The sequence below is a fragment of the Formosa sp. F44 genome (assembly GCF_056238645.1).
On the sequence record NZ_JBWDLJ010000001.1, the window covers coordinates 1,070,389 to 1,083,903 of the forward strand.

General features: G+C 34.3%; 11 protein-coding genes and 1 other RNA gene. 7 read left to right on the forward strand and 5 right to left on the reverse strand.

Annotated features, from left to right (window positions below):
• The first annotated feature begins 12 nt into the window (after positions 1–12).
• Positions 13–1,581 (forward strand): serine hydrolase, encoded by a 1,569-nt coding sequence (locus tag AC0UBM_RS04575; RefSeq protein ID WP_475687819.1) that lies wholly within the window; start codon positions 13–15, stop codon positions 1,579–1,581.
• 149 nt (positions 1,582–1,730) lie between these two features.
• On the opposite strand, the gene AC0UBM_RS04580 is transcribed toward AC0UBM_RS04575, so the two are convergent.
• Positions 1,731–2,738, reverse strand: coding sequence for an LLM class flavin-dependent oxidoreductase (locus AC0UBM_RS04580; protein WP_475687820.1), 1,008 nt, complete (start codon positions 2,736–2,738; stop codon positions 1,731–1,733).
• 215 nt (positions 2,739–2,953) lie between these two features.
• Between AC0UBM_RS04580 and AC0UBM_RS04585 the strand changes: the two genes are divergently transcribed.
• The 4 genes from AC0UBM_RS04585 to AC0UBM_RS04600 all read left to right on the forward strand — a co-directional run bounded on the left by AC0UBM_RS04585 (position 2,954) and on the right by AC0UBM_RS04600 (position 6,426).
• Entirely contained in the window at positions 2,954–4,282 is a 1,329-nt protein-coding gene (locus tag AC0UBM_RS04585) for a glycoside hydrolase family 1 protein (protein WP_475687821.1), read from the forward strand.
• 164 nt (positions 4,283–4,446) lie between these two features.
• Complete coding sequence (locus AC0UBM_RS04590; protein ID WP_475687822.1) at positions 4,447–4,971, forward strand: DUF4251 domain-containing protein; 525 nt, start codon at positions 4,447–4,449, stop codon at positions 4,969–4,971.
• A 53-nt stretch (positions 4,972–5,024) separates the two neighbouring features.
• Positions 5,025–5,417, forward strand: coding sequence for a septal ring lytic transglycosylase RlpA family protein (locus AC0UBM_RS04595; protein ID WP_434035841.1), 393 nt, complete (start codon positions 5,025–5,027; stop codon positions 5,415–5,417).
• A 4-nt stretch (positions 5,418–5,421) separates the two neighbouring features.
• Positions 5,422–6,426, forward strand: coding sequence for an alpha/beta fold hydrolase (locus AC0UBM_RS04600; RefSeq protein WP_475687823.1), 1,005 nt, complete (start codon positions 5,422–5,424; stop codon positions 6,424–6,426).
• Positions 6,427–6,725: 299 nt separating this feature from the next.
• On the opposite strand, the gene rny is transcribed toward AC0UBM_RS04600, so the two are convergent.
• The 4 genes from rny to AC0UBM_RS04620 form a co-directional block, all read right to left on the reverse strand.
• Positions 6,726–8,300, reverse strand: coding sequence for a ribonuclease Y (gene rny, locus AC0UBM_RS04605; RefSeq protein WP_414034301.1), 1,575 nt, complete (start codon positions 8,298–8,300; stop codon positions 6,726–6,728).
• Between the two features lie 61 nt (positions 8,301–8,361).
• A non-coding RNA gene (gene ssrS / locus AC0UBM_RS04610) (6S RNA) lies at positions 8,362–8,489 on the reverse strand.
• A 53-nt stretch (positions 8,490–8,542) separates the two neighbouring features.
• Complete coding sequence (locus AC0UBM_RS04615; RefSeq protein WP_382381573.1) at positions 8,543–8,836, reverse strand: cell division protein ZapA; 294 nt, start codon at positions 8,834–8,836, stop codon at positions 8,543–8,545.
• 20 nt (positions 8,837–8,856) lie between these two features.
• Positions 8,857–9,147 carry a hypothetical protein gene (locus AC0UBM_RS04620; RefSeq protein WP_414034300.1) on the reverse strand — a complete coding sequence of 97 codons (291 nt, stop codon included), beginning with the start codon at positions 9,145–9,147 and terminating at the stop codon, positions 8,857–8,859.
• A 179-nt stretch (positions 9,148–9,326) separates the two neighbouring features.
• Between AC0UBM_RS04620 and AC0UBM_RS04625 the strand changes: the two genes are divergently transcribed.
• Positions 9,327–11,015, forward strand: coding sequence for a M23 family metallopeptidase (locus AC0UBM_RS04625; protein WP_475687824.1), 1,689 nt, complete (start codon positions 9,327–9,329; stop codon positions 11,013–11,015).
• The gene (locus AC0UBM_RS04630; protein ID WP_475687825.1) at positions 11,015–13,489 is read left to right on the forward strand and encodes a TonB-dependent receptor; all 2,475 of its coding nucleotides are present in this window, start codon (positions 11,015–11,017) and stop codon (positions 13,487–13,489) included. Before AC0UBM_RS04625 ends, AC0UBM_RS04630 begins: the two co-directional genes overlap by 1 nt.
• Positions 13,490–13,515 lie beyond the last annotated feature (26 nt).

The window sequence follows — 13,515 nt, forward strand, 5'->3', positions numbered from 1 at the left end:
AAATCATTTATTATGTCTCAATTAAAAATCACCACATTACTCTTAATCTTTGTTTTACACAGCTTTATTGCCCAATCCCAGAGCATAAGTAATTCTCAAATAGATTCTTTAGTGGCTGTATCTATGAATTTAAAAAATAATGTCGGTTTAGCTGTTGCTGTTGTAAAAGATGGAAAAGTTTTGCATTCTAAAGGATATGGTGTAAAATCGATATCTACCAAAGCACCAGTAAATGAACATACCTTATTTGCCATTGCTTCGAATTCTAAAGCCTTTACCTCGGCAGCCTTGGCAATTTTGGTAGATGAAGGTAAATTATCGTGGAATGATCTCGTCATAGATTATATTCCTGAATTCAAAATGTACGACGACTATGTTACTTCAAATTTTACAATTACCGATTTACTTACCCATAGAAGTGGTTTAGGATTAGGCGCAGGAGATTTAATGATATTTCCTGGTGGAGGTGATTTCAAGATAGGCGATGTTATTAATAGCTTTCAATACCAAACACCTGTTTCAGCATTTAGAACCAAATACGATTACGACAATTTATTATACCTCGTTGCAGGAGAAGTTATTTTTAGAATCACTGGAACATCTTGGTCAGATTTTATTCAAACTCGAATTTTCAATCCACTAGGTATGGAAAATAGTGTCCCTATTGTAGACCGTATCGAATCGCAGGCCAATATAGCGATACCACATAGTTCTTATAATAATGAAATAACAGAAATAAAAGCCTACGATGGTGGTGAGCTTGCTGCCGCTGCTGGTGGTATTAATGCGAGTGTACACGATTTAAGTCGGTGGATGTTAATGCAACTTAATGCGGGTAAATATGGTCCAGAATTGTCTAAAGCCTTGTTTTCTGAAGCCCGACAATTAGAAATGTGGGCACCACACACCATGACGGGATTCGAATTATATGCCGACAAGAGAACTGAAAATCACTTTTCTGCTTATGGACTAGGTTGGGAAATTTCGGATAAAAAAGGAAGAATAATTGCAGAACATACTGGCGGTTTACCGGGCATGTTATCGCGAACTATTTTAGTTCCTGAACTAAATTTAGGTATTGTAGTATTAACAAACTCAGACCCTGGAGGATATGCCTTTTATTCCATTCCAGAGACCATATTAGATATGTATTTAGGAATTGATAAAAAAGATTGGATTACGGAATTATCAAATTACAGTCAGCTTCAAGAAAAAGAAGGAGATCAAGTAACCACAGCTGTTTGGAAAACTGTAGAGGCTAATAAAAAGATTAAAATCGATTTTAAAAATTATATCGGAACTTATAACGATCCTTGGTTTGGAGACATTACTATTACAGAAAAAAATGGATCTCTTTGGTTTACCTCTATGCGCTCTCCTAAATTAAACGGACAAATGTATTTTTATAAGGCGACCACATTTGCTGTAAAGTGGGAATATACCGAAATGCCTTGCGATGCCTTTGCCATCTTTAATTTAGATGAAGAAGGAAAAGCCATGCAAATTAAAATGAAAGGCATATCACCTAATATAGATTTTAGTTTCGATTTTCAAGATCTTAACTTAAAACGAATCGATTAAACTTTTATACACTTATTAAATACGAAAGGCCGTAAAATTTATCAGATATTATCTAATTCAAATCGGTCGGGGAAGCATAATTGAAATCCATAACTTCTTTTTTGAAGAATAGTGATAACATCACCTCTTAAGATTTGCTACCAAATATTTTAAGAGGTGAATACTTCACTTAAAATTTTATAAGACTTTTTACGTGCTTCATGGTCGTATATATGAGACACGACTATAAGTTCTTGCACTTGAGTTTTGGATACAAACGCATTGAGTTCTTTTTCAATGGTTTCCTTAGATCCAATAAATGTATAATGTAGCATATTGGTAATCATAGCTTTTTGCTCCTCACTCCAAATACCAGTCATAGATTCCACTGGTGGTTGTAACGGGCGACGCACATTAGTAATAATTCCCATAGCTAATTGATATAAACTGGTAGCCAATACATGCGCTTCGGCATCGGTGTCGGCTGCAATAACATTTACACAAGCCATACTATAAGGTTGTTGTAAAGCCGACGATGAGGTAAACGCATTATTATAAATATGTAATGCATCAAATAATTGTGCTGGTGCAAAATGACTCGCAAATGCATAAGGTAATCCCTTTTTTGCGGCTAAATCTGCGCTAAATGTACTGGAACCTAATAAGTAAATGGGTACATCTAAACCTTCTCCAGGAATCGCTCTTACAGGTTCGCCTAGATCTTCATTTGTAAAATAATTCTGTAATTCTTGAATATTATTCGGAAAATCCTGAACACTTTCCTGACGATCGCGACGCAAAGCCATAGCTGTTCGTTGGTCTGTTCCTGGCGCTCTTCCTAAACCTAAATCTATACGATCCGGATACAGGGTTGCTAATGTTCCAAACTGCTCTGCAACAACTAATGGCGCATGATTTGGCAACATTATTCCTCCAGAACCCACTCTAATCTTAGTCGTGCCTTGAGCAATATAACCTAATAAAACCACGGTTGCAGAACTTACCAAACTATCCATATTATGATGTTCCGAAATCCAATACCTAGAATATCCTAAAGTTTCTACGTGTTGCGCCAAATCTAAAGCATTTCTCATGGCATGTTGCGCAGAATTTCCTTTAGTAACAGGAACTAAATCTAATACTGAATATTTTATATTATTTAATGTTTTAGCACTCATACGACTATAAATTAGGTTTAATATTGTAATTTTATTGCTTACAAATTGAATGTATTATAAAGAGCAAATTTATGAAGATTTACAGGAAGAAAACTTAAGTTAAACTTAATCTATTCTTAAAGTTTAAATGTGGTAAGCTATCTAGGGAAACCCTAATTTTAGGGTTTTTAGGCTAACATATACTTACTAAATTAATTATGAGATACCTATAACTCATGAAATCTAAACATTTTCCAAAATCATTTAAATGGGGTACAGCAATTTCTTCTTACCAAAATGAAGGTGAATACAACACACATGGTAAAGGCCCTTCAATATGGGATACGTTCACAAATCGTAAATCATTTAAAAAAGGAAATGGAAATACAGCAACAGACTTTTATAACACCTATAAAGAGGACCTTTTAAAAGTTAAAGCCCTTAATTTAGATTGCTTTCGGTTCTCTATATCGTGGTCTCGTATATTTCCTCACGGTATTGGAGAAATCAACCCAGAAGGCGTAGCATTTTACCACGACCTTATACAAGCCTGTATAGACTTAAATATAGAGCCCTGGGTGACCTTGTACCATTGGGACTTACCACAGGCACTAGAAGATCAGGGCGGATGGACTAACCGAGAGATTTTAAATTGGTTTAAAACATATGTCGAATTCTGCTCTAAAGAATACGGCGCCACAGTAAAAACTTGGATTATTTTAAATGAACCTATGAGTTTTGTTGGATTAGGTTATTTTTTAGGCATGCACGCGCCAGGTAAAAAAGGATTTAAAAACTTCTTACCCGCCGCACATCATGCTACACTTTGCCAATCCATAGGCGGAAGAATTGTCCGTAAAAATGTTAAAGATGCTATTATCGGCACTACGTTTTCATGCTCACATGTTTCACCACTTAACCGTCGTGTTATCCATAAAAAAGCGGCCGCTCGGATAGATGCCTTAGTCAACAGATTTTTTATAGAACCCACTTTAGGTTTAGGCTATCCCATGGATGCCATTCCTGGTTTAAATAGAATTGAAAAATATGTTTTACCTGGAGATGAAGAATTAATGCCTTTCGATTTCGATTTTATTGGCCTACAATATTACTTTAAAATTGTCGCAAAATTCAGCTTACTCCCTCCTGTTCTATTTGCTCAAGAAGTCCCTGCCGAAAAAAGGGACGTCAAAATAAACGCGATGAATTTGGAAATATATCCTAAAGGATTATATAAAGTCTTAGAGAAATTCAATGCCTATCCGAGAATTAAAAACATTTACATAACCGAATCTGGTGTGTGTTTTGAAGATGAATTAATTGAGGGAAAAGTTAACGACAAAAATCGGATTAACTATTTTAAAAAGACCTTTAAATACACACTTAAAGCTATTGAAAATAATATTCCTGTTAAGGGATATTTTATATGGACATTGGTCGATAATTTTGAATGGGCAGAAGGTACTAAACCAAGATTTGGTATTATTTATACAAATTTTAAAACTCAGAAACGCACCGTTAAAAAATCGGGTTTATGGTTAAAACGATTTCTTAGTAAACGTTAATCTGCTTAAAATCGATACCTTAACACCATACTTTATCACATTTGTACCCAGAATTTTTGAATTTAACGCTCTTATTCTCTTAATTTTAAATCTTTAAAAAATAAAATTAAAGCATATTTTTTATCTTGGTACATCATTTGTTACTTACTAATAAATTAAATATCATGAAAAAACACATCTTTTTAATTATTGCTTTAGTTTTTGGAATACAGTTCACTTTCTCCCAAACAAAAGCTGAAAGAAAAGCCGCAAAATTAGAACAGCAGGAACATGAATATGCAGAGGTAAAATCGCTAATTGAAGATAAACATTTTACTTTTGAAGGCGAATGGGCCACAACTCAAAAAGGAAGACGCATCAGTTTAATTGGAAACCCAAATTATTTAGTTGTAGATAGTACACAAACCAAAGCAGAATTACCTTATTTTGGAATCGTACAAATAGCTAACTATGGTGGCGATGGTGGTATTTCTTTCGATAATACATATAGTGATTACAAAGTTAATTATAACGATAAAAAACGAAGAGCTACTATAGAATATGCGACCTCCAATAAAAATGAAAAAATAACAGTTACGCTACAAGTATATAGTCTCGAGTCAGCATCTTTAACTATTTATAGTAGTAATAGAAATAGTATTAGTTACGACGGTGTCCTAAAACCTATCGCGACTAAAACCGAAGAATAATTCTATAAAGCGCTAAAAAAATTATTTAAACCTATTGTTGTATCTTTTCTAATATGAAAATTATAATTCAATTTATATCTATTTTATGTATTGCACTTTCTAGTCAGTTCGCACTTGCACAAACTACAGGAGTTGCGTCTTATTATAGTAATACGTTTCATGGAGAAAATACAGCAAGCGGAGAAAAATACAATAAAGATTATCTTACAGCAGCACATCCTACATTACCATTCGACACTTTAGTAATCGTTACAAATTTAACCAATGGTGAATCTGTGGTCGTTAGAGTCAACGATCGTGGTCCGCATACTAAAAGTAGAATTATAGATGTTTCTGAAGCTGCCGCAAAAAAATTAGACTTAATAAATCAAGGGGTTGCCGAAGTAAAACTAGAAGTCTTAGACGATTATTTTATTAAAAGCATTCCCACAAAAAACAGTAATTAAGATTATGATAAAAAAAACAATTTTACTTTTCACAATACTTATAATGTCTCAAAATCTCATCCAAGCACAAGGTGAAGATTTACAATGGTTAGATTTACAATTATCTAATTACGAATATCCATACGAGGTTAAAAAAATTGATCTTCATATTCAAAATCAGGATTTGGAGATGGCTTACATGGATATAAAACCATCTAATTACAATGGTAAAAATGTTATGCTATTGCATGGTAAGAATTTTAATGGAGCGTACTGGAAAACAACCATCCAAAGTTTAACGCAAGCCGGATTTAGAGTGATCGTTCCAGACCAAATTGGTTTCGGAAAATCGTCTAAACCAGATCATTTTCACTATACCTTTCAGCAACTCGCACAAAACACAAAAGCTGTTTTAGACACGTTAAATATTACAAAAACCGCAGTTTTAGGTCATTCCATGGGTGGTATGGTAGCTACCCGATTTGCTTTAATGTATCCAGATATTACCGAAAAATTGATTTTAGAAAATCCAATCGGATTAGAAGATTGGAAATTAAAAGCACCTTACCAATCGGTTGAAGAGAATTATAAAAGTGAATTAAAGAAGAGTTACGAAAGCATAAAGAAATATCAGTTGGTTAGTTATTACGATAATAATTGGAAACCTGAATACGACCAGTGGGTAAATTTATTAGCGGGTTGGACTTTAAATTCTGATTATGAAACCGTTGCTTGGAATGCAGCCTTAACCTCCGACATGATTTTTACTCAGCCAGTAGTGTACGAATTTAGCGAAATAAGTTCTCCAACCTTACTTATTATAGGGACTCGAGATAGAACTGCTTTAGGAAAGCCTTTAGTATCTGAGGCTGTAAGAAAAACCATGGGACTGTATAATGAGTTAGGTAAAAAGACAAGAGATGCAATACCAAATGCACAATTGGTCGAGTTAGATCATATTGGACACTTACCGCATATTGAAAGTTTTGAGCGTTTTATTAAACCGCTACTTACCTTCTTAAAATCTTAAAAAAAGATTTAGAAGCACTCATATCCATAAAATAAAAACACATTAAAATGATCTTGTCACGACATTTAATGTGTTTTTTTTATGTCCGCACATATCTAAAATTACATTAGCCTTTTAATAATAGTAGATCGATGTTTTAAAGGAATTAAACTAAAATAACCACTCTAAATATAATGTCTGGCAAACCGTTTAGATATTATTATGTAGATCTCCTAAATATTTACCGGTAGTGTTTAAACAAAAAAAATCCAGCTAAATAGCTGGATTTTTTTTGTTGTATAAAATATGTAATTTACGTACTATTTTGCAATATTTACTGCTCTTGTTTCTCTAATTACAGTCACTTTTACTTGACCTGGATATGTCATATCCGTTTGGATTTTTTGAGAAATGTTGAATGATAAATCCGATGCGTTCTGATCGGTTACTTTTTCACTTTCAACAATAACACGTAATTCTCTACCAGCTTGAATAGCGTAAGCTTTCTTCACTCCTGGGAAACCGAAAGCGATATCTTCTAAGTCTTTTAAACGTTGGATATAACTATCTAAAACTTGACGTCTTGCTCCTGGTCTTGCTCCTGAAATGGCATCACAAACCTGAATAATTGGTGCTAATAACGATTTCATTTCGATTTCGTCGTGGTGTGCTCCAATAGCATTTATAACGTCGTCTTTCTCTCCAAACTTTTCAGCCCACTGCATTCCTAAAATTGCGTGTGGTGTTTCCATGTCTGCCTCGGCATCTGGCACTTTACCGATATCGTGTAATAATCCAGCACGTTTAGCTAATTTAGGATTTAAGCCTAATTCTGCTGCCATGATTCCACAAAGCTTAGCAACTTCACGCGAGTGTTGTAGCAAGTTCTGACCGTAAGACGAACGGTATTTCATACGTCCTACCATTTTAATAAGCTCAGGATGTAAATTATGAATTCCAAGATCGATTACTGTACGTTTACCAACTTCAATAATTTCTTGTTCAATTTGTTTTCTTGTTTTCTTAACAATTTCCTCGATACGTGCTGGGTGAATACGTCCATCTGTTACTAATTTGTGTAACGATAAACGTGCAACCTCACGACGAACAGAATCAAAACATGATAAGATAATAGCTTCTGGCGTATCATCTACAATAATTTCCACTCCGGTAGCGGCTTCTATAGCACGAATATTTCGTCCTTCACGACCAATAATACGTCCTTTAACATCGTCACTTTCAATATTAAATACAGATACACAATTATCTACTGCTTCTTCTGTACCGATACGTTGAATGGTGTTGATTATAATTTTTCTTGCCTCTTGTTGAGCAGTAAGTTTAGATTCTTCAATGGTACTTTGTATAAACGCTAAAGCATCATTCTTAGCTTCACCTTTTAAAGATTCTACTAATTGTGATTTTGCTTCTTCTGCCGATAAACTAGAAATAACTTCTAATTGATCAATCTGACTCTTATGTAGGCGCTCTATCTCTGCTTCTTTTTTGTCTAAGAAATCTAATTTGTAGTTAAAATCTTTAATTTTAACTTCTATCTCTGAATTTAGTTTTTTGTTTTTAGAAAGCTCGTTAGACAATTGAGACTCCTTATCTCTAGTACGCTTTTCGGCATCAGCCATTTTTTTATCACGTGCTAAGATTACTTTTTCGTGCTCAGATTTAAGCTCTATAAACTTTTCTTTAGCTTGTAATATTTTATCTTTTTTGATGGATTCTCCATCGCTAGTAGCTTCTTTTATAATTCGTTGCGCTTCTGCTTTTGCGCTTGAAATACCTTTAGCGGCATTGCTTTTCTCTAATGTTCTGGCTATGATAAAGCCTATGATGACGCCAAGTAGCGCCCCTCCTGCAATCAATATAATTGAGTTATCCATGGGTTAAGGTTAGTAATTATTATATATAAAAAAAGCCTGTATCGGTTTTATAGTTTTGTATAAACTCCTTAAAAACAAGTTTAGGGCTAACAAGCTGATCAAGGATCTGCCCAAATATTGAACGTATTCAATACTAGCAGCATGCTTTTACAACTTAAACTCACCCTCTTTAAAGAATTAACGTTGAGTTTATCAAAAAAAATGACCAATACAGGCAGTAACTGTGTTTATTTTAAAGAACGTTAAGAATTTAATTGTTCGTGTAACAACCGATTTAAAGCGACTAACTTCTCTTCGACATGCTCACTAACAGACTCTTTATCTATTTGTTTTTGTTCTACTTGAGATGCAAATTGTAAAGCACACATCGCTAAAACATCTTGTTTATCTCTAACAGAATAACTTTGCTCAAATTGTTTAATCATTGCTTCTATTTCCTTTGCCGCTTTACGCAAACCCTCTTCTTGCTCTGGAGCAATCGTTAACGGGTATACTCTGTTAGCAATAGAAAGTTTAATTTTCAGCATCTCTGACATAAAATCAATGTATGATTACATTATTCAGAGAGTTGTGAAATACAATAATCTATCTCTCTTACTAATGAATTTATTTTAAGCTTAGTTTCTTTTGTATTATCGTCACTGCCAAGCATACTTTTTGCAATTTTGAGCGCTTCATATTTTTCTTCCCAAGCTTCATTTTCTCGCTGTTTCAATTGAAGGTTGTTCTGAGATTGAATTAAATCCTCTTGTAACTTAGCATTTGTTTGCTGTAACGCATTAACTTTGCGTAGCATCTTGCTAATTTTAACTTCTAGAGCATCTACAATTTCTTCAATATTACTCATTTGCAATTACCATACTTATCTCACAAAGTTAAGATACCTTGGGAAAAATAACAATTGTTTTGCCTATAAAATTTAAAATTCTTCGTTAACTCTCATTTTCAATATGATGTGAGCCTAATGTAAATTTATACTTTGCATATTGGCATCAAATAATTACTTTAGTGCCTCAATTTTCATATATGCGAATTCCCTTATTCTTATTTATTTTTCTTCCGCTTATAATGTATTCACAAAATCCTTATCCTCAAGATTATTTTGCGAATCCGTTAGAAATTCCAACTGTGCTTGCAGGAACTTTTGCAGAGTTGCGACCCAATCACTTTCATTCGGGTATGGATATAAAAACGCAACAACGTCAAGGTTTAAAAGTTTTAGCCTCTGCCGATGGTTTTGTAAGTCGTATTAAAATCTCACCTTTTGGTTACGGTAAAGCACTCTATATTACACATCCTAACGGATATACGACAGTGTATGCACACCTCTCTAAACTCGCTCCAAAAATAGAAGCGTATTTAAAAGAACGCCAATACGAGCAAGAAACTTATGGCATCGAATTGTTTCCTCCTATTAAAGCGTTGGTTGTTAAAAAAGGAGAACTTGTTGCCTATAGCGGTAACACAGGAAGCTCTGCAGGTCCTCATTTACATTTCGAAATAAGAGATAAGAATGAACATCCTATGAATCCGATGTTATTTGGAATTAACACAAAGGACACCACAAAACCATTAATTAGTGGCTTATACGCCTACCCCATTAGCGAAGACGCCCAAATTAATAAATCGGCTAATAAGCAACCTGTCAGAATTACTAGATTAGCAGATGGAAACTATATGGCAGAATCTATTACTGCAGTTGGTAAAATTGGTTTCGGTATTGAGACCATAGACCGTCAGGATTTAGCGAATAATAAAAATGGTGTGTATAACATACAAACACAGTTTAATGGAAGTACTAATTTTGAAATTGATTTTAGTACCTTTTCTTTTTACGAAACCAATGATATTAACCGCTTAATTGATTATGATATTTACAAAACTGAAAAAGATAAAATTCAGAAATTATTTGTCGACACCAACAATGGCTTAAGTCTATACAAAAACACTTTTGATCAGGGACATCTAACTATTACCGACAGTACTTCGGGTGTCTACAAAATAAAAGTAAGCGATTTTCGTAATAACGAAAGTTGGGTTACTGTACCTATCGACGGTAAATTCAGTCAGGACGTATTAAAAAAGGCTTACGAAGTTACCCCAAATTATATATACGCTAATCAGGCCACAACTTTAGCCGAAGAGAATGCCACTGTTACCTTTTACAAGAACACCTTTTACGACGATTTCTTTATCGATTTTAAAAGTACTAACGACACCTTACAGTTACTTCCTATAGGTCATGCCGCAAGAAAAAGTTTTAATATAACCTTCGACATTTCTAAATATAACGACGCAGACAAAGAGAAATTATTTATTGCAGAATTAGTCGGTTATAAAAAATGGCCAAAATATTCGACTACAACTAGAGCAGAAAACACCTTAAGTACATTAACTAAAAGTTTAGGGTATTATACCATTGCTTCGGATACTATTGCACCTAAAATCACTCCAATTAATTTTAAAGACGAGCAGTGGATTAGCAATGCTAAAACTCTAAAGGTTAAAATTACAGACGATTTATCTGGCATTTCAGATTATAGAGCTACAATTAACGGAAAGTGGATTTTAATGGAATACGAATACAAATCGAATTCCTTAACTTACGATTTTAACGACCAAATAAGCACAGAGCCCCACAACGATTTTAAACTAATAGTTACCGATAATGTAGGAAATAGTTCTACTTTTGAAGCTCGGTTTCACAGAAAATAATGAACACAACTCACAACTACAATCGTTTACTTTTAAACGTATTATATTTTTTAATACCCTTGTTTTCCATAGCTCAAAATGGTACGGTTCAAGGTGTTATTTTAGACGAATTAAATCATCCTATTCCTAACGTTAACATTACCGCAAATAATATTGGAACACAATCTAACGAAAACGGATTTTATGCCATTAAAATACCTGATAGTAAAAACATTACCATCACCTACTCACATGTATCATTTAAGTCTATTACTGCTAGTTTTAATTTAAAAAACGGTGAATTTTTTGAATTTAATCCAGTAATGAACCCCAATGTAGAACAAATTGAAACGGTTATTTTATCGGGAACCACACGTAAAGATGTTCAAGGTATTGTAAATTTGAATCCTGCTGTAATTCGTAAAATACCTGGGGCAAATCCAGGTATTGAAAACCTTTTAAAAACACTTCCAGGAGTAAGTAGTAATAACGAATTAAGTACTCAGTATTCGGTTCGTGGTGGAAATTACGACGAGAATTTAGTGTATGTAAATGGTATTGAAGTGTACAGACCTTTTTTAGTGCGTTCAGGACAGCAAGAAGGTTTAAGTTTTGTAAATGCCGATATGACTCAGAATGTAGATTTTTCGGCTGGTGGATTTCAAGCAAAATACGGCGATAAATTATCGTCTGTTTTAGATATTACCTATAGAAAGCCTGTGGATTTTGCTATTAATACCGACTTAAGTCTACTTGGAGGAAGCTTAACTGTTGAAGGCGTTAGTAAAGATTCAAAACTAACCGCGTTGGTTGGAATGCGATACCGCGATAATAGTTTATTGGTAGATGCCAAAGAAACTCAAACCAATTACGATCCGAAATTTGCAGACATACAAACCTATTTAACTTATCAGTTTACAGATAAATTTAGTCTAAACTTTTTAGGAAATGCCTCTATAAATAAATACAATTACGAACCCGAAACGCGCCAGACTAATTTTGGAACTATAAATAATCCGCTTGCCTTATTAGTTTTTTACGACGGACAAGAAAAAGATGCTTATCAAACCCTTTTTGGAGCGTTACAAGCTACTTACGACGTTAGTGATGACTTAAAATTGCACCTTATAGGATCTTCTTACCATACTACGGAAGAAGAGTATTTCGATATTCTAGCACAATATCGCTTAGGGGAAGTTAATAGCAATATTGGAGACGAAGATTTAGGAGAAGTGGAATACAGTGAAGGAATTGGCGGCCAATTAAATCACGGACGTAACGATTTAGACGCCTTAATTTCGACCATAGAACACAAAGGAAGTTACACAACCAACGGAAATGATTTCGACTGGTCGGTTAAACTTACAAATGAAGATATTCGAGACCGTTTAGTAGAATGGGAAATTATAGATTCAGCTGGTTTTTCTATCAATCCGCCAAAATTTAGAAATCCAAACAATCAACCTTACAAAGCTTATGAAGGACCATTGGTTGCTTTTCAAAATGTACGCGCTACAAATAATACAACTATAAATAGACTTCAAGCGTATGTACAATGGAGTCGTCGATTTGAAATTGGTGAGCACGAGGTGTGGGCAAATGCCGGAGTCCGCTCCCAGTCTTGGACTGTAAATGGCGATGATATCGATAAATCGTCTCAAACCGTATTTAGTCCGCGTGGACAATTCGCAATAAAACCCAATTGGAAACACGATATGCTGTTTAGAATCTCTGGAGGATTATATTATCAGCCTCCATTCTACAGAGAATTAAGAGATTCTACAGGTACCGTAAATCCCGATGTGAAAGCGCAAAAATCCATTCATTTTGTAGCAGGAAACGATTATAGTTTTCAAATTTGGGAACGTCCTTTTAAATTAACCACAGAAGCGTATTACAAAAAGATGACAGATGTTAATCCGTATACTTTAGAAAATGTACGTATACGCTACCAAGCAGATAATAATGCTGAAGCCTATGCCTACGGATTGGACCTACGTATTAACGGAGAGTTTGTGCCAGGAACAGAATCATGGTTTAGTTTCGGATATTTAAAAACTGAAGAAAATATAGACGATCGTGGCTTTATTGCTAGACCTACAGACCAGCGTTTAAAATTTGGGGCGTTATTCCAGGATTATGTGCCCAATATGCCAGAAATGAAAATGTATTTAAACCTAGTTTATAATACTGGTTTACCTGGAGGTTCACCGAGTTACGCAGACCCATACGACTACCAGAACAGATTACCGGATTATAAACGAGCCGATTTAGGATTACAGTACGTTATAGTAGATGAAAGCAAAGCCTTTGACAACGGATGGAAAAAACCATTTAAATATCTATCTGTAGGCTTCGAGATTTTCAATGTATTTGATGCTCAAAACTCAATCACCAATACTTGGGTACGCGATGTCTATAGCAAACGCCAATACGCCATTCCAAATTACCTAACGCCGAGAGTTTTTAATGTGAGAACTACCATGACATTTTAATTATAATTTATTTTATACATTAAAAT